General features: G+C 37.0%; 18 protein-coding genes. 17 read left to right on the forward strand and 1 reads right to left on the reverse strand.

Annotation, left to right across the window (positions count from 1 at the left end; translation table 11 throughout):
* The first annotated feature begins 24 nt into the window (after nucleotides 1-24).
* A complete protein-coding gene (gene cymR, locus APS80_RS05220; protein WP_059107222.1) occupies nucleotides 25-444 on the forward strand; it encodes a cysteine metabolism transcriptional regulator CymR in 420 nt (139 codons plus the stop codon).
* A 306-nt stretch (nucleotides 445-750) separates the two neighbouring features.
* Nucleotides 751-936: a CsbD family protein gene (locus APS80_RS05225; protein WP_059107223.1), complete on the forward strand. Its 186-nt coding sequence runs from the start codon at nucleotides 751-753 to the stop codon at nucleotides 934-936.
* A 238-nt stretch (nucleotides 937-1,174) separates the two neighbouring features.
* On the opposite strand, the gene APS80_RS05230 is transcribed toward APS80_RS05225, so the two are convergent.
* Nucleotides 1,175-2,176: an LLM class flavin-dependent oxidoreductase gene (locus tag APS80_RS05230; RefSeq protein WP_059107224.1), complete on the reverse strand. Its 1,002-nt coding sequence runs from the start codon at nucleotides 2,174-2,176 to the stop codon at nucleotides 1,175-1,177.
* Nucleotides 2,177-2,487: 311 nt separating this feature from the next.
* On the opposite strand from APS80_RS05230, the gene APS80_RS05235 reads away from it, so the two are divergent.
* The 15 genes from APS80_RS05235 (at nucleotide 2,488) to APS80_RS05305 (ending at nucleotide 18,560) form a co-directional block, all read left to right on the forward strand.
* Nucleotides 2,488-3,630 carry a cysteine desulfurase family protein gene (locus tag APS80_RS05235; RefSeq protein WP_059107225.1) on the forward strand — a complete coding sequence of 381 codons (1,143 nt, stop codon included), beginning with the start codon at nucleotides 2,488-2,490 and terminating at the stop codon, nucleotides 3,628-3,630.
* Nucleotides 3,631-4,743 carry a tRNA 2-thiouridine(34) synthase MnmA gene (gene mnmA / locus APS80_RS05240; protein WP_059107226.1) on the forward strand — a complete coding sequence of 371 codons (1,113 nt, stop codon included), beginning with the start codon at nucleotides 3,631-3,633 and terminating at the stop codon, nucleotides 4,741-4,743.
* Nucleotides 4,744-4,875: 132 nt separating this feature from the next.
* Complete coding sequence (locus tag APS80_RS05245) at nucleotides 4,876-5,544, forward strand: tetratricopeptide repeat protein (protein ID WP_059107227.1); 669 nt, start codon at nucleotides 4,876-4,878, stop codon at nucleotides 5,542-5,544.
* A gap of 1 nt (nucleotide 5,545) precedes the next feature.
* The gene (gene recD2, locus APS80_RS05250) at nucleotides 5,546-7,975 is read left to right on the forward strand and encodes an SF1B family DNA helicase RecD2 (protein WP_059107228.1); all 2,430 of its coding nucleotides are present in this window, start codon (nucleotides 5,546-5,548) and stop codon (nucleotides 7,973-7,975) included.
* A gap of 331 nt (nucleotides 7,976-8,306) precedes the next feature.
* A complete protein-coding gene (gene alaS / locus APS80_RS05255) occupies nucleotides 8,307-10,937 on the forward strand; it encodes an alanine--tRNA ligase (protein ID WP_059107229.1) in 2,631 nt (876 codons plus the stop codon).
* Nucleotides 10,938-11,016: 79 nt separating this feature from the next.
* Nucleotides 11,017-11,271 carry an IreB family regulatory phosphoprotein gene (locus tag APS80_RS05260; RefSeq protein WP_059107230.1) on the forward strand — a complete coding sequence of 85 codons (255 nt, stop codon included), beginning with the start codon at nucleotides 11,017-11,019 and terminating at the stop codon, nucleotides 11,269-11,271.
* Between the two features lie 12 nt (nucleotides 11,272-11,283).
* A complete protein-coding gene (gene ruvX, locus APS80_RS05265; protein WP_059107231.1) occupies nucleotides 11,284-11,712 on the forward strand; it encodes a Holliday junction resolvase RuvX in 429 nt (142 codons plus the stop codon).
* Nucleotides 11,713-11,727: 15 nt separating this feature from the next.
* Nucleotides 11,728-12,048, forward strand: a complete 321-nt coding sequence (locus APS80_RS05270; RefSeq protein ID WP_059107232.1) for a DUF1292 domain-containing protein — start codon at nucleotides 11,728-11,730, stop codon at nucleotides 12,046-12,048.
* Between the two features lie 459 nt (nucleotides 12,049-12,507).
* The gene (locus APS80_RS05275; RefSeq protein WP_059107233.1) at nucleotides 12,508-13,149 is read left to right on the forward strand and encodes an O-methyltransferase; all 642 of its coding nucleotides are present in this window, start codon (nucleotides 12,508-12,510) and stop codon (nucleotides 13,147-13,149) included.
* The gene (locus tag APS80_RS05280) at nucleotides 13,146-14,069 is read left to right on the forward strand and encodes a peptidase U32 family protein (RefSeq protein ID WP_059107234.1); all 924 of its coding nucleotides are present in this window, start codon (nucleotides 13,146-13,148) and stop codon (nucleotides 14,067-14,069) included. Before APS80_RS05275 ends, APS80_RS05280 begins: the two co-directional genes overlap by 4 nt.
* A 54-nt stretch (nucleotides 14,070-14,123) precedes the next feature.
* Nucleotides 14,124-15,356, forward strand: a complete 1,233-nt coding sequence (locus tag APS80_RS05285) for a peptidase U32 family protein (RefSeq protein ID WP_103170828.1) — start codon at nucleotides 14,124-14,126, stop codon at nucleotides 15,354-15,356.
* Nucleotides 15,353-15,976, forward strand: a complete 624-nt coding sequence (udk, locus tag APS80_RS05290; RefSeq protein ID WP_059107236.1) for a uridine kinase — start codon at nucleotides 15,353-15,355, stop codon at nucleotides 15,974-15,976. Before APS80_RS05285 ends, udk begins: the two co-directional genes overlap by 4 nt.
* A gap of 23 nt (nucleotides 15,977-15,999) precedes the next feature.
* A complete protein-coding gene (gene greA, locus APS80_RS05295) occupies nucleotides 16,000-16,476 on the forward strand; it encodes a transcription elongation factor GreA (RefSeq protein WP_059107237.1) in 477 nt (158 codons plus the stop codon).
* 355 nt (nucleotides 16,477-16,831) lie between these two features.
* A complete protein-coding gene (gene pxpB / locus APS80_RS05300) occupies nucleotides 16,832-17,566 on the forward strand; it encodes a 5-oxoprolinase subunit PxpB (protein WP_059107238.1) in 735 nt (244 codons plus the stop codon).
* Nucleotides 17,556-18,560, forward strand: a complete 1,005-nt coding sequence (locus tag APS80_RS05305; RefSeq protein ID WP_059107239.1) for a 5-oxoprolinase subunit C family protein — start codon at nucleotides 17,556-17,558, stop codon at nucleotides 18,558-18,560. Before pxpB ends, APS80_RS05305 begins: the two co-directional genes overlap by 11 nt.

Consider the following 18,560-nt stretch of genomic DNA (forward strand, 5'->3'; position numbering starts at 1 on the left):
TAAGACAGTTAGAGAGGTTATATAATGAAGATATCAACAAAAGGGAGATATGGATTAACATTAATGATTTCCTTAGCCAAAAAAGAAGGGCAAGGTTGTATATCATTAAAATCTATAGCCGAAGAAAACAATCTTAGTGATTTATATTTAGAACAACTTGTAGGCCCCTTAAGAAATGCAGGGCTCATCAGAAGTGTACGTGGCGCTAAAGGTGGTTATCAATTACGAATAGCTGCTGAAGATATTACAGCTGGTGATATCATTCGTTTATTAGAAGGACCGATTACTTTTGTCGAAAGTATCGATTCAGAACCCCCAGCTCAAAAAGAACTCTGGATACGCATGAGAGACGCAGTGAGAGATGTATTAGATAATACAACCTTGAAAGACTTAGTTGATTATAAAGAAACAGATAATCTCGATGGATACATGTTTTACATTTAAGTGTTGACATCTTCAACTCAATTATATAAACTACCCATATTCAATGAACTATGTAAGAAAGGTACCTTCTAATAATACACTTTGAGTCATTGAATGATTGAGTAATCAAATAGCTACACATTTTAATAATTACGTTAAAAACATGTAAATTTGAATGTTTTTAGTTGATTTTTTAAGAGAAAATGTGTAAGTTATAATTACTTAATGAAAGATCATAAAAAATTGATAAATAAAGAATTAAAAATTATGTTTAACATTCAACGGCTGTGGTATTATCTGTATATACAGTCAAAGGAGGAATTACTTATGGCAGAGGAAAACAAAAAATTAGAACAAGCAAAAGGTAACGTGAAAGAAACAGTTGGTAACGCAACTAACAATAAAGATTTAGAAAAAGAAGGTAAAGAAGACAAAGCTTCTGGTAAAGCTAAAGAAGTCGTTGACAACGTAAAAGAAAAAGCTAACGACGTTATTGATAAATTCAAAAAATAATTTCACCTTATTAACCGAAAGATCATAGAGTTATTTTATATTTGAAGTAACCTCGATGATTAAATCATTGATTTTATAAAACAGCATGAATACAAATTGAATGACTGTATGAATTGAGAGGCTAGAACGTATTGCGTTCTAGCCTCTTAAATTTTGTCTCACGCATACAAAAGTCCGCTTATACAAATTGTTTTGTTTTGTATAAGCGGACTTCTTCATTTTCAACTATTTCTTAACTTTATTTTTCATCGTTTAACGCATGTTTTAAACGACTGTATGATTCTTTTTGAAGATCTTGATCATAAATATAACTTACAACCATTAATTCATCGAAAGAACCATAATGGTCCATAAACGCTTTTAATTGTTCTTTGACCGTATCTTCTGAACCAATCAATGAAGTGCGGAAACGTTGCTGCGCAAGTTCATATTCTCTTTCAGTAAGCACACTACGTAAATCGTCTGTAGGTGGTTGAACGGGTTGCATTTTACCACGAAGAATACTAATCATCACTTGTGCCTGTGTAGAGGCTAAGTATTGAGCTTGTTCATCGGTTTCTGCAACAATCGCATTCAAGCAGACAATCATATAAGGTTTGTCTAACACATCAGAAGGTTGGAATAATTCTTTATAGATTTGAATTGCGTCTTTCATTTGTTGTGGCGCAAAGTGTCCAGCAAAGACATAAGGTAATCCTTTTCGAGCTGCTAAATGCGCTGAGTCAGTTGAAGAGCCAAGCACATATAAAGGAATATCTTTTCCTGCAGCTGGATAAGCTCTGACGTAAGCTTGTTCATTTTCAGGACTGAAGAAGGTTTGAAGTTCTTCTATCTCTTCAGGAAATTGATATACACCATTGTGTTGGTCACGACGTAGCGCGCTAGCTGTCATCATGTCTGTACCTGGCGCACGGCCTAAACCTAAATCTACACGGTTAGGGAAAAGCGTTGCCATCGTACCAAATTGTTCAGCGACAACTAGTGGCGCATGGTTGGGTAACATGATGCCTCCAGAACCAACACGAATATGATCGGTATGTTCTAAGGTGTGTTGTATTAATAGAGCTGTTGCAGAACTGACTAAATTAGGTGCGTTATGGTGTTCCGCAATCCAGTAACGTTCGTATCCTAAGTCATCAAGATGTTGCGCAAGTGAGACCATATCGCTTAAAGCATCTGCATCATCTTGTCCATCACGTACAGGTACAAGGTTGAGTGCAGAAAGTTTCAAATTCTCCATTCAATGACACTCCTTCTTCTACAATTATTATAATTATAACAATGAAATGTTGCCGCTCGTAAAATATTGCTCACTCTTGCACTCAGCATAATTTCTGTTAAAATTTTACAAGTGTAAAAAATGTTCCTTTAAATATAAATTCTAAAATTTGATTTTCGTTAATGATTAATAAGGAAACTATTTGAGAATGATGAATCATGCATTTGAAAACCTATTTTTTATCCATTTAGTCATAAACTGTCAACTAGAAAATTCATATATATGGTGCTATGATAGGGATAATGATTTTAAAAATGAGGAGTGTCAAACCCATGGAAGTATATCTTGATTATGCAGCTACGACACCAGTGCGTGCTGAGGTCATAGAAAAAATGATGAATATTTATCAAAGTCATTACGGAAATCCTTCTTCAATCCATTCAGTAGGAAGAGATGCACGTAAGTATTTAGATGAAGCTCGTCGTACAGTCGCTAAATTAATCGGGGCTTCTCCTAAAGAAATTATCTTTACGAGTGGCGCAACTGAATCTAGTAATACAGCGATTAAGGGCATCGCATATGCTAATCAAGCAAAAGGTAAACATCTCATTACCACTAAAATAGAACATCACTCTGTACTCCATGTGTTCGAACAATTAGAACGTGAAGGGTTTGACGTGACGTATTTAGATGTAAATGAAGAAGGCGTCGTTGATTTGGACCAATTACGTGAGGCTCTGACGCCTGAGACTACACTCGTTTCAATCATGTTTGTGAACAACGAGGTTGGTACGGTTCAACCAATGTATGACATTGACCAAATCGTCTCCGAGTCCAATGCATTATTACACGTTGATGCAGTGCAAGCAGTGGGGCATTTAGATATTAATATGGCAGATTTTAATATCGACGCGATGAGTATTACAGCTCATAAGTTTGGTGGTCCTAAAGGTGTAGGTGTGCTTTATGTTAAAGCAGAGACACCGATTCAATATAGTCAATTTGGTGGTGAACAAGAGACCAAACGCCGTGCAGGTACTGAAAACCTACCACAAATAGTAGGCTTAGCAGAAGCGATGAACTTAGCTGTTACAAACATGGATGACAATAACGTCCATTTAATGAATTTAAAAAATCAATTTTTAGTCACATTGCAAGAAAGAGCGATACCGTTTGAATTGAATGGCTCTATGACGAATGCCACAGGACATGTAGTTAATCTATATTTTCCATTTATAGATGTTGAAACCTTGCTTACTTTATTAGATTTAGCACAAGTCTATGTTTCAGCTGGTTCAGCATGTACAGCGGGTTCAATGACACCATCACACGTTTTAACAGCAATGTATAATGATGAAGATCGCGCAAACCATTCTGTGCGTTTTAGCTTTAACGAATTAACGACTGAAAAAGAAATTAAAACGGTAGCTGCAGAAATTCATAAAATATATCATCGATTTAGGGAGGTAAACTAATTGTCAAATCAAGATACAAGAGTAGTTGTAGGCATGTCTGGTGGTGTAGACAGTTCTGTGACTGCCTACTTGTTAAAAGAACAAGGCTATGAAGTGATCGGCATATTCATGAAAAACTGGGATGACACGGACGAAAACGGTGTATGTACTGCAACTGAAGATTATAATGATGTCATTGAAGTATGTAACCAAATTGGTATACCGTACTACGCTGTTAACTTCGAACAAGAATACTGGGATAAAGTGTTCACATATTTCTTAGATGAATATAAAAAAGGACGCACACCAAATCCAGATGTCATGTGTAATAAAGAAATTAAATTTAAAGCTTTCTTAGAACACGCTTTAAAACTAGGGGCTGACTATGTAGCCACAGGTCATTACGCACGTATTCGCCGTCATGATGACGGCCACGTTGAAATGCTTCGCGGTGTCGATAACAATAAAGATCAAACGTATTTCTTAAATCAACTTTCTCAAGAACAATTGTCTCATGTCATGTTCCCAATCGGCGATATGGATAAAAAAGAAGTACGTCGTATTGCGGAAGAACAAGACTTAGCCACTGCTAAGAAAAAAGATTCAACTGGTATATGCTTTATTGGAGAACGTAATTTCAAAACATTCTTATCTCAATATTTACCTGCTCAATCAGGTGAAATGCGTACACTTAATGGTGAGAAAAAAGGGATGCATAGTGGGTTGATGTACTATACGATCGGTCAACGTCATGGTTTAGGCATCGGTGGCGATGGCGATCCTTGGTTCGTTGTAGGTAAAAATTTAGCAGATAACGTACTATATGTAGAACAAGGTTTTGATCATGATGCACTTTATAGTGATTGTCTGATCGCATCTGATTATTCCTTTGTTAATCCAGTAGACCTTGAACAAGGCTTTGAATGTACAGCCAAATTCAGATATCGTCAAAAAGATACGAAAGTATTTGTACAACGAGAAAATGATAATGCGTTACGTGTTACATTTGATCAACCTGTTCGTGCAATTACACCGGGACAAGCGGTTGTTTTTTACGATGAAGAAGTGTGCTTAGGCGGTGCAACAATCGATGAAGTCTACAAAAATTCAGGTCAATTAAGTTATGTATTGTAAATTGTGTTTGTAAAATTATATGTAACCATTACAAAATAGGACGAGACAATCACACAGTCTTGTCCTGTTTTGTCTTTTCACACATGGAAAGAAGCACATGTTATAATGATATGTAAGAAATGAGGTATTTCAGTGGAACAACAACAGATTTATCAATTAATCAAAGATGGCAAGGTTGAAGAAGCGTTACAATCACTCTTTGATAATATTGAAGCAAATCCAAAAGAAGTAGAAAATTATATCAATGCAGGTATTTTAATCGCCGAAGCGGGCGAAGTAGAACATGCGGAGCGCTTCTTCCAACGTGCGATTACTTTGGATCCTGAAAACGGCGCAATTTATTATAATCTAGCTAATGTATATTACAATGAAGGCCGTTATAATGAAGCGATTAAACTATATCAACAAGCACTTCAATTCAATATGGAAAAAGTAGATGCGAACTACATGATTGGCATGTCATTTAATCAGTTGGGTGCATTCAGAGAAGCAATGCCATTTCTTATGACTGCAGCTGAATTAGAACCGAACAAAGATGCTGAAGTGCAATTTCAATATGGTTTAGTTTTATGTCATTTGGAAATGTTTGAAGCGGCAGTAAAACAACTTAAATTGGTATTAGAAATAGACAAAGAACATGTCGATGCACTGTACAATTTAGGATTAGCTACCTATATGTTAACAGAAGATACAACCGAAGCGATGCCTTATTTTAAACGTGCGGTAGACATAGATCCTAAACATGTCATGAGCCAGCATGCGATAAAAACATTTGAACAATTAGCAGAAGAGGAGGATTAACATGGAGGAAGGCCCTACATTGTTTGAACAGACGACAGTGAAAGGCACTGTTGACGCAATCGTATTCCAAAATAAAGATAATTTTTATACTGTGTTAAAAGTAGAGCCTAGTGAGTCAGATGAAACGTTTGATTCAACGCCAACGGTTGTAGGGTTCTTTCCTGACATTGTAGAAGGTGATGTGTATACCTTCAAAGGCCAAATTGTTAATCACACCAAATATGGTAAGCAACTAAAAGCCGAAACGTTTGAAAAAGAATTACCTCAAACAAAAGAAGCCATCATCAGTTATTTATCTAGCGATCTTTTTAAAGGTGTCGGTAAAAAAACTGCTCAAAGTATTGTGAATGCCCTTGGAGATAATGCGATTAATGACATATTAAATGATGAAACATTACTGTCTAAAGTGCCTGGGCTTTCGAAAAAGAAACAACAACAAATTGCTGAACAAATCAATGCAAACCAAGAAACAGAAAAAATTATTATCCGGTTACATGATTTAGGTTTCGGACCTAAACTGGCAATGAATATCTATCAAACATACATGAGTGATACGTTAGAGATTGTAGAGAAAAAGCCCTACCAACTCGTTTATGATGTTAAGGGTATTGGTTTTAATAAAGCAGATACACTCGCACGTAATATTGGTATTGCTTATGACGATCCAGAACGCATTAAAGCGGGTTTACTTTATGTTCTCGAAGAAGAATGTGTGAAACAAGGTCATACGTATCTCCCAACATCATATGTTTATGAGATGACAGTAGACATGTTGTCACAACCACCTGAAGAAACGATTGAGACAGCGTTAGTTGAAAGCATGACGCAGGAATTGATTGAGGAAACTAAATTAATTGAACACGAAGATCAGCTCGCAATACCTAGCCTCTATTACTCCGAATTAAAGAGTGTCCAAACACTGTATAGAGTCTTTAGCTACACACATAAAATGACAGAATTTGAATTATCAGATTTACAATTACATATCGGAGAAATTGAAGAACGACAAGAAGTCAGTTATGCCGCTTTACAAAAAGAAGCATTACAGACAGCGATGAATACGAAAGTCATGTTGCTCACAGGGGGCCCCGGAACTGGTAAAACAACAGTCATTAAAGGTATTGTTGATTTATATGCAGAAGTCCATGGTATTTCACTCGATTATGATGATTATAGCGAAGATGATTATCCAGTAGTGCTCGCAGCGCCTACAGGTCGTGCAGCGAAACGGTTAGCTGAAGCGACAGGCTTAGAAGCGATGACGATTCACCGTTTAATTGGATGGAATCAGGATACCCAACCGGAAGACATTTTAGATCATGAAATTAATGCTCGGTTGATTATCATCGATGAGATGTCGATGGTAGATACATGGTTGTTCCATCAATTTATGAGTGCTGTGCCGTTAGATGCACAGATTATCTTTGTCGGTGATGAAGACCAGCTTCCATCTGTTGGACCAGGTCAAGTGTTCAAAGATTTAATTGAATCGAAAGTCATTCCTAGGGTGAACTTAACCGAAGTTTATCGTCAACAAGATGGTTCAAGTATTATTGAACTCGCCCATCACATTAAATTGGGTCAACCGATTGATATTACGAAACGGTATCACGATCGAAATTTCATCAGATGTGGTGCAGAACAAATTCCGAATGTTGTCGAGCAGATTGTATCGAATGCTGTAACGAAAGGTTACGACATGAGTGATATTCAAGTCCTTGCACCGATGTATAAAGGCTCAGCAGGGATTAAAAAGCTCAATAAAGTACTGCAAGACATTTTAAACCCGAAAGCGAAAGACTCACGTGAAATTGAATTTGGTGATGTGGTCTTCCGTAAGGGCGATAAAGTATTACAGCTTGTCAATCGACCTAACGATAATATCTTCAACGGAGATATTGGCGTTATTGTAGGAGTGTTTTGGGCTAAAGAAAATGCGCTGAATAAAGATGTCTTAGTCGTTGATTTTGAAGGCAATGAAATTACCTTCACACGACAAGATTTAATTGAATTAACTCATGCTTATTGCACTTCGATCCATAAATCTCAAGGTTCGGAATTCCCAATCGTGATCATGCCAATGGTGAAACAATATTATCGCATGTTGCAAAAACCAATCCTTTATACAGGGTTAACAAGGGCGAAACAATCACTGGTGTTACTCGGAGATCCCCAAGCTTTTGACATTGGTCTTAATACTGAAGGTAAGGCACGGATGACACAGCTTTGTACATTCTTAAAACAATACTTCGGTGAAGATGAAGATAACAACACAGAAGAACACAATTCTGAAGTGACTGATGCAGATAGTGAGGAAGCAGAAACACCAACACAAGAAGCTAATTTTGTATTGACGGAAACGGATATGTTCAGCATTGATCCAATGATTAATATGGGAAAAGTTACGCCTTACGATTTCAATGATGATTGACTTTGAGCTTGAAAATCAATACAATAAGACTATAAAATTAATTTATATATGAATGTCTATGTGAAATGTACAATCCACACATCAGACCAATGAGATTAAAACATGAAGACGAGTAAACTTTTACTACGCACACAGAGATGTATCAGTTGCTGAGAGATACAGCTAGTGAAGTTGAACGCTACTTGATGTCAAATTCATAAATAACTAATGAGAGATAAGTTTCGTGAGTGATGACGTCACGACTTATAATTAGGGTGGTACCGCGAATGTTCGTCCCTTCAGTGAGGATGAGCATTTTTTTATGCTGTTAAAAATGGAGGATGAGAAAAGAATGAAAAATTTAAAAGCGAGCGAGATACGACAAAATTTTATTGACTTTTTCGTGGATAAAGGTCATATGGTTGAACCATCAGCTTCACTCGTTCCGATCGATGATGATTCTTTACTATGGATCAATTCAGGTGTAGCGACGTTGAAAAAATACTTTGATGGTCGCGAAACACCGCGTTTACCTCGTATTGTGAACTCTCAAAAAGCAATTCGTACAAATGATATTGAAAATGTAGGTTTTACTGCGCGTCACCATACATTCTTTGAAATGTTAGGTAACTTTTCTATTGGTGATTACTTTAAAAACGAAGCGATTGCTTATGCATGGGAATTCTTAACAGACGAGAAATGGATGGCGATTGAACCAGAACGTTTATACGTCACAATTCATCCAGAAGATACAGAAGCTTATCGCATTTGGCACGAAGACATCGGACTTGAAGAAAGCCGTATCATTCGTATTGAAGGAAATTTCTGGGATATTGGTGAAGGCCCATCTGGTCCAAACACTGAGATTTTCTATTATCGCGGGTCAGAATACGGTGCAGAGGATCCTGAAGAAGAAATGTATCCAGGTGGTGAAAATGAACGCTACTTAGAAATTTGGAACTTAGTATTTAGTGAGTTCAATCATAACAAAGACCACACGTATACACCGTTACCAAATAAAAACATTGATACCGGCATGGGTCTCGAACGTATGGCTTCCATTTCACAAGATGTGCGTACAAACTATGAAACAGATTTATTCATGCTTATCATTCATGAAGTTGAAAATATTGCTGATAAAAAATATCTAGAAAATGATACGTACGACATCGCATTCAAAGTGATTGCAGATCATATTAGAACCATCGCTTTTGCTATTGCGGATGGCGCATTACCTGCGAATGAAGGACGTGGCTATGTTTTAAGAAGATTACTTCGTCGTGCCGTGCGTTTCAGTCAATCGTTAGATATCAATGAACCATTCTTATATCAACTCGTCGATATAGTGGCAGATATTATGGAACCTTATTATCCAAATGTGAAAGAAAAAGCGGACTTCATCAAACGTGTGATTAAATCAGAAGAAGAACGTTTCCATGAAACACTTGAAGATGGTTTAGCTATCCTCAACGACTTAATCGTAAATGCGAAAGAAGCAAATGGTGAAATCGATGGTAAAGATGCATTTAAACTGTATGATACGTATGGTTTCCCTATTGAACTCACTGAAGAAATTGCTGAACAAGAAGGATTAACGATTGATATGGATACGTTTGCTGCAGAGATGGACAAACAACGTGAACGTGCACGTCAAGCACGTCAAAATTCACAATCTATGCAAGTTCAAAGTGAAGTGTTGAAAAACATTCATACTGATAGCCAATTCGTTGGTTACGATGTGATGGATCAAGATACTACGTTAACCGACATCATTTACAATGGCGAAGCAGTAGATCAAGCTGAAGCGGGACAAGTGATTTATTTTGTACTAAGCGAAACACCATTCTATGCAGTGAGCGGTGGACAAGTTGCAGACCAAGGAACGGTTCAAAGTGATACCTTTGAAATTGTCGTTACAGAAGTCACTAAAGCACCAAATGGACAAAATCTGCATAAAGGTGAAGTACAATTCGGTCAAGTGAAAACAGGTAGCACAGTTAAAGCAACTGTCAATCACGATGAACGTCGCTCTATTAAGAAAAACCACAGTGCAACTCACTTACTACACGCTGCACTGAAAGAGGTATTAGGCGATCATGTTAACCAAGCTGGTTCATTAGTAGAACCCGATCGTTTACGTTTCGACTTCTCTCATTTTGGTCCGATGTCACAAGAAGAAATTGATCAAGTAGAACGCCGGGTTAACGAAGAAATCTGGAATAGTTTAGATGTATCCATCAAAGAGATGCCAATCGATGAAGCGAAAGCGATGGGTGCGATGGCACTATTCGGTGAAAAATATGGCGACATCGTCCGTGTCGTAGATATGTCTCCATTCTCTATTGAACTTTGTGGTGGTATCCACGTAAGTAATACATCTGAAATTGGCTTGTTCAAAATCATGAGTGAATCTGGTACAGGTGCGGGTGTGCGTCGTATTGAAGCACTCACTGGAAAAGCAGCGTTCTTATACTTAGAATCTATTCAAGATAAATTTAACGCGGTTAAACAACAAGTCAAAGCTAAAGCTGATGATCAAGTTTACGATAAAATCATGCAACTTCAACAACATGACAAAGATTTATCTAAACAAGTTGAGCAGTTAAATAAAGAAGTAACAAGTCTGAAAATGGGTGACATCCAAGATCAAGTTGAAGAAATAAATGGTTTCAAAGTCCTCGCAACACAAGTTGAAGTCGCTAATAGTAAAGCAATCAGAGAAACAATGGATGACTTTAAATCTAAACTTCAAGATACGATTATCATCTTAGTGAGCGATGTCGGTGGTAAAGTATCATTAATTGCAACGGTTCCAAAAGATTTAACAGACCAAATCAAAGCCGGTAACATCATCAAAGAAATGGCACCTGTTGTAGGCGGTAAAGGTGGCGGACGACCTGATATGGCACAAGGTGGCGGTTCCCAACCTGAGAACATAACAGAATCATTAAGTTTCATTAAAAATTATATTAAATCGCTATAACTCTCTATCCGTCTCGTGTAAAATGGAGACGTGTTAAATATATGCGTATCATTCTTATGCATTATAAAGGAGTGTTAATATGGCAAACTTTGATAAAACAATGAAATTTGATTATGAAGAAGTTCCAAAAGATGAAGTCAAAAAAGTACTTCTTAATGTCTACCAAACGCTAGAAGAACGTGGTTACAATCCAGTAAATCAAATCGTAGGTTATTTACTTTCTGGAGACCCAGCTTATATTCCACGTCACAATGAAGCTAGAAATCAAATTCGACGCATCGATCGTGATGACATTATGGAAGAACTCGTGTCACATTATTTAAAACAAAATTAGAAATAGGATTATATGTTAAAGCAAAAAATTATTGGATTAGATGTTGGAAGTAAAACTGTAGGCATAGCAATTAGCGATCTGATGGGATGGACCGCACAAGGATTAGATACACTCCATATTAATGAAGAAAAGAACGAACTAGGGATAGATCAACTCGTTGAGATCATAGAGAATGAAAATGTTGGGACAGTTGTCATTGGACTGCCCAAAAATATGAATAATTCTATTGGCTTTCGTGGTGAAGCTTCGTTACAATATAAAGAACAGTTGCAACAAGCGATGCCCACTTTAGAAATTATTATGTGGGATGAGCGTTTAAGTACGAAAGCAGCTGAACGATCACTACTAGAAGCTGATGTATCAAGACAGAAAAGAAAGAAAGTCATTGATAAAATGGCTGCCGTATTTATACTGCAAGGTTATTTAGATTCTATACAATAAAAGGAGAGATTATCAATGGCTGAACATAATCACGATGCAGAATTACGAGTTAATAATGAAGAAGAATTACTCACATTATACGATGAAAATGGCGATGAAGTCCTATATCGTAAAATGCTTGAATTCTATCATCCCGAATTCGAAAAAGAATATGTTATTCTCGCTGAAGAAGGCGCAGAAGCAGACGATGATGATTTAATCGAGCTTATTCCTATGATTAACGAAACAGATGAAAGCGGTGACGGTGGCAAATTGTTACCAGTTGAATCTGATGAAGAATGGAATATGATTGAAGAAATCGTCAATACAGAATTAGACGATGAAGCAGACGCATAAAATAATGAATGCGTGATTGAATGTGAGCGGAGCAGTAGGAAGTAGAACGTGAGAAACTATCTAGGTGATAGGATTTCGAGCAGATGCAGTTCCTTACTCCGCTCGCTTTTATTTTGTGCTGAAATGTAGATTATTGACATGTAATTGAAAAAGTATGTGAACAGATTAACGTTAAGGATATATTTAATATAGTAAAGTAAATGAAAATATGATAAAATATTTAGAGTTAATTTGTACGAGCAATGTTTTAAGGAACGACAAGCGAGTAGTGAAAGTCAAAACAAGGCTTCAATCAATTTAAACCTCATTTTAATTGTGGCGACCAACCTTCTAGAAATATTTTACCAATGTGATCGTAACGATTATTATTGAGGAGATATCCTACAATCAGTCAGCAATGTTTGGCTGGTTTATTTTATTATATTAAATTGTATTTCGAATATTAAAGGAAGATATCAGATGGATCATAATCAAAACTATTTATTAGAGCTACTAAAACATAATGATAATGAGATTGAATCATTGCGTCCTTATGCTGAAGACAATCATGTACCGATTGTTGATAAATTGACGCTTGAGTTGATTAAGCAACTGATTCGAATGCACAAAACGACGTACATTCTTGAAATCGGTACTGCGATTGGATACAGCGCAATGCATTTTGCTTCTGTATCTCCAGAAATAGAAGTAACGACGATTGAACGTGATGAAACGATGCAGCAACGTGCGAAACATAATATTTCAGCATTCAATTATGATCAACAAATTCGTCAAATACACGGGGATGCGTTAGAAGTGATGGACCAAGTCGCTGACCGCACGTACGATATGGTCTTTATTGATGCGGCAAAGGCACAATCACAGAAGTTTTTCGAGCGATATACACCTTATTTACGTGAAGGTGGTCTTGTTATTACTGATAACGTGTTGTATCACGACTTTGTAGCGAACATCGATGCGGTTAAATCTCGTAACAAACGACAAATGGCGAAAAAAATTAACGCTTATAATAAATGGTTAATGGAACAAACTCAATACGCAACAACTTTTTTAAATATGGATGATGGCGTAGCAATATCTATTAAAGGAGCGTCTGTATGACAGAATTACTAGTAACACCTAAATCTGTTGGACATATCGAAACGTTGATCGATAAAGGTGCCGATGCATTTGTCCTCGGGGAACAAAAATTTGGTTTACGTTTAGCAGGTGAATTTAACCGCGACGCGATGGAAGAAGCGGTGGATTTAATTCATCGACACGGTAAAAAAGCTTATGCTGCGGTAAATGGTATCTTTCACAACTATCATTTAAACGCATTAGAAGATTATATCCGTTTTCTCCATGAAATTCGCGTGGATCGCATTATATTTGGGGATCCTGCCGTTGTGATGTACGTGAAAAATGAACAAAATCCTATTTCACTTCATTGGGACGCAGAAACGCTAGTTACAAACTATTTCCAATGTAACTATTGGGGTAAAAAAGGTGCTAGTCGTGCTGTGCTTGCGAGAGAATTAAGTCTAGAAGAAATCCTAAATATTAAAGCACATGCGAATGTTGAAATTGAAGTTCAAGTCCATGGAATGACATGCATGTTCCAGTCTAAGCGTATGCTGTTAGGTAATTATTATACCTTCCAAGATAGACAAATGAAGATCCAACGTTCAGATGACGATCACGATTTACTGCTTTATGATGAAGAACGCGAAAACATGTATCCTGTGTTTGAAGATTATAATGGTACACACATCATGTCACCCAATGACATCTGTTTAATAGAAGAACTCGAACCGTTATTTGAAGCAGGTATCGATGCATTGAAAATAGATGGCGTACTGCAAACAGAAGAATATATTAATGTCTGTACGGAACAATACCGTGAAGCGATTGATCTTTATGAAGAAGATCCTGAAGCATATGATGATGAAAAATTCATGTTGGTGGATCCTATTGAAGCTATTCGACCAGAACATCGACCATTTGATGAAGGCTTCTTATATAAACAAACTGTATATTAAGGAGGATTGTCTGTGAAAACTTTAGAAAAAGCGCCCGTATCTACGAAAGCTAAAATGAAAAAGCCAGAACTATTGGCCCCAGCAGGTAATCTGGAAAAATTAAAAATTGCAGTTCATTATGGGGCAGATGCCGTATTTTTAGGTGGACAAGAATACGGTTTGAGATCAAATGCGGACAACTTTACAATAGAAGAAATTGCAGAAGGAGTGGCTTTCGCTGAACGTTACGGTGCGAAAATTTATGTAACGACGAACATTATTGCTCACGATGAAAATATGGAGGGTCTAGATACATATCTCAAGTCACTTGAAGAAGCGGGTGTACATGGGATTATCGTTGCCGATCCATTAATAATTGAAACTTGTAAAAAAGTGGCACCTCGGTTAGAGATCCATCTTTCTACACAACAATCATTATCCAATTACAAAGCGGTGGAATTTTGGAAAGAAGAAGGACTAGATCGCGTCGTCCTTGCACGTGAAACTGGTGCGATGGAAATGCAAGAAATGAAAGATAAAGTCGACATTGAAATCGAAGCATTTATACATGGTGCGATGTGTATTGCCTATTCTGGACGTTGCACGTTAAGTAATCATATGACAGCGCGTGACTCTAATAGAGGTGGCTGTTGCCAAAGTTGCCGCTGGGATTACGATTTACTTAAAATCGATGATGATGGCGAGCTAGATTTATTGTATGATGAATCAGATGTCACACCATTTGCGATGAGCCCCAAAGACTTGAAATTAATCGAATCTATTCCTAAGATGATGGATATTGGTATTGATTCATTAAAAATTGAGGGGCGCATGAAATCGATTCATTATATCGCGACTGTTGTATCAGTTTATAGAAAAGTGATCGATGCTTATGCAGCAGATCCTGAAAACTTTAAAATTGATCCTAACTGGTTGATAGAACTCGATAAATGTGCAAATCGTGATACCGCACCCGCCTTTTTTGAAGGCACACCAGGATATGAAGAGCAAATGTTCGGTAAAAGAGAACAATCTAAAATGTCTAAATATGATTTTTGTGGTTTAGTACTGGATTATGATGAAACGACTCAGATAGCAACGATTCAACAACGGAATCATTTTAAACCAGGGCAAGAGATAGAATTTTACGGTCCAGAAATCGATACCTTCAGACAGGTCGTCGATGCGATTTATGATGAAGAAGGTAACGAGCTAGATGCTGCAAGACATCCATTACAAATCGTTCAAATCAAAGTCGAACATCCACTCTACGCGAACAATATGATGAGAAAGGAAATTGGACAATGAACGGAACGACGATAATTGGTATTGCAGGCGGTTCAGGCTCAGGAAAGACAACCGTGACAAATGAAATCATGAAAAATCTTGAAGGGTATAGTGTTGCATTACTCGCACAAGATTACTATTATAAAGATCAATCTCATTTAACATTTGAAGAGAGATTGGAAACGAACTACGATCATCCATTTGCATTTGATAATGATCTCTTAATTTCAAACTTACAGGATTTACGTAGAGGCAAGGTCGTCAATGTACCGACATATGATTACACCAATCATACACGCAGTAGTGAAACGATTACATTTGAACCTAAAGATGTTATCATAGTGGAAGGTATTTTCACCCTTGAAAACAAAACATTACGTGATTTAATGGATGTAAAAATATATGTCGATACCGATGCAGACCTGCGTATCCTCAGACGTCTCATTCGAGATACTGAAGAACGCGGTCGCTCCATGGAATCAGTGATTAACCAATATTTAAACGTGGTTCGACCTATGCATAACCAATTCATCGAACCGACGAAGAAATATGCAGATATCATTATTCCAGAAGGTGGCAGTAATAAGGTTGCTATCGATATCATGACGACGAAAATACAAACATTAGTCAGTAAACAATAAATAAAGTAAAGGAAGATGAAACTATGGAAAATCAAAAACAATACCCAATGACTCGTGAAGGTTATGAAAAACTAGAACAAGAATTAGAAGAATTAAAAACAGTTAAAAGACCTGAAATCGTAGAAAAAATTAAAGTAGCACGTTCTTTCGGGGACCTTTCTGAGAACTCTGAGTACGATGCAGCAAAAGATGAACAAGGCTTCATCGAACAAGATATCCAACGTGTTGAAAACATGATTAGATACGCTGTAATTATTGAAGATAACGGCGATAACAATGTCGTTCAAATCGGTAAAACAGTTACATTCGTTGAACTACCTGGTGACGAAGAAGAAAGCTATAAAATTGTAGGTTCTGCAGAAGCAGACGTATTTAATGGTAAAATTTCAAACGAATCACCAATGGCACAAAGTTTAATTGGTAAACACTTAAACGATGAAGTACGTGTAGCTTTACCAAATGGTGCTGAAATCGATGTTAAAATCGTTGGTATTGAATAAAAATAACTCTATTCCCAAACAAATGGTGGATTTGTTTGGGAATTTTTACATATTTTGAGTGTTATAATACATAAATCTGTTTATTATGAACAGATATAGTTGATATGATGGCTAAATAAAAATAGAATAGTATATGTGACTTTTAAAACTACTGGTATAAAGGTGTGACAAAAGTCAGAATGTTCTAAATGGAATGAAATATAATTTCTATGTATTACACTGTCGTGTTACAATAAGTATACATTATGCAATTCAATAACTAATCTTTATTAAACAATTAATATTGTAAGATGATATAATTAGTTTGTATTGTATATTCTAAAGTTCACTAAGGACTTAAAAGGGGGATTTCTTTTTGGACTTTCAAGTTATTAACGAAGAAACGATTATGATTTATTTCGAAGATGAAATAGATCCCAAAACATATGACAAAGTTCAATTACTTGTAAATTACATACATAAGCAACAACATGAAGCCATCGTTGAGACGGTTGCTTCCTATAGAGCGGTGATGCTCATCATAGATATGACTGTGAGCACACCGCAAGCTGTACTAGAGTCATTAGACATCTCTGAAACTCAACTTGAAAACATGGCTGAAGAGAAAGCTTCCAAACGTGTGATTCATTTACCCGTCCTTTATGGAGATGAATACGGACCAGATATCGAAGCGGTTGCGGAACATAATCAGCTTTCTACAGACGAAGTAATCCGCTTACACACAGCGAATCAATATTTAATATATATGTTAGGCTTCATGCCTGGATTCCCGTTTTTAGGTGGCTTAGACGAACGACTTCATACACCAAGACGTTCGGAACCTAGAACTAAACTAGAAGCAGGCTCTGTCGGTATAGCGAACAATCAAACCGGTTTATACCCTAGTGCTTCTCCAGGTGGCTGGCAGATTATAGGCCGTACACCAGTTAAAGTATTGAATATGGATCAAGATCCAATGGTTATGTATCAACCTGGTGATTACATAAAATTCTATGAAATAGACAAAGAAACTTATGATGAAATTGTTTCTGCTCAAGAGAACGGGGAACAAGTGATGGAAAAGTGGGTGAAAGTTAGTCATGAGCATTAAAATTGTTAAACCTGGTTTATTTTCAACGATTCAAGATCTTGGTCGTTTTGGTTATCAAGACCAAGGGTTTTCAACTGCTGGTGCATTAGATCCATTACATTTTCAGCTTGGACAGGCTTTGATCCATAATGAAGGGCCAGCTATCGAATGCGCGATGATTGGTCCAACGATTGAATTTTTAGAACCGAATACATTTGTGATTACGGGTGCACATTTTAAAGCAACGTTAAATGATCAACCTGTTGCTAATCAAAGTGTCATCATGGCTGACAAAGGTGATGTACTCGCGTTGAATCAAGCGGTAGAAGGTGTCAGAGCTTATATCCACTTTGGTAATCCAATAGATGTTCCATGCGTAGCTGGCAGTTATTCCACTCATACGCGAAGTGGTATAGGTGGCTTTCATGGACGCGTGCTAAAAGCAAACGACATCATTCAAATGAGTGATCATGAAGGATATCACAAATATGCTGGTTTAGGTAGTGATGTATCACTCTTGCCAGAAGACACATCTCGATTTCACATCATTGAAGGTCCGCAATTCGACGCATTCTCAGATGAAGCCAAAGCAACCATCGTTAACAATGATTTTACGGTTTCTGATCAAGCAGACCGCATGGGTTACCGTTTACAAGGTGTTAATTTAGCGCCTAAAAACAGTTCAGATATTATTTCTGAACCTGTAGCATTAGGTAGTATCCAAGTACCAAATGATGGCAATCCTATCGTTTTACTCAATGACAAACAAACGGTAGGCGGTTATACGAAAATCGCGACGGTTTGCAAAGCAGACCTTCCATTCTTAGCACAGAAAAAGCCAGGAGATACCATCAATTTTGAATGGATATCAACGGAAGAAGCTACAAAACGTTATAACGAAAAAATTCAAGCATTCAAACAACAATTAGATCAAATAGATTCGGCGCCGTTGTTCACTTTGTCACAGTTAAGAACGACGTCTCAAAGATTACAAAAATTGTTACGAGGAGAATAG

This window comes from Staphylococcus auricularis, from assembly GCF_001500315.1.
In the GTDB taxonomy this organism is placed as follows: domain Bacteria; phylum Bacillota; class Bacilli; order Staphylococcales; family Staphylococcaceae; genus Staphylococcus; species Staphylococcus auricularis.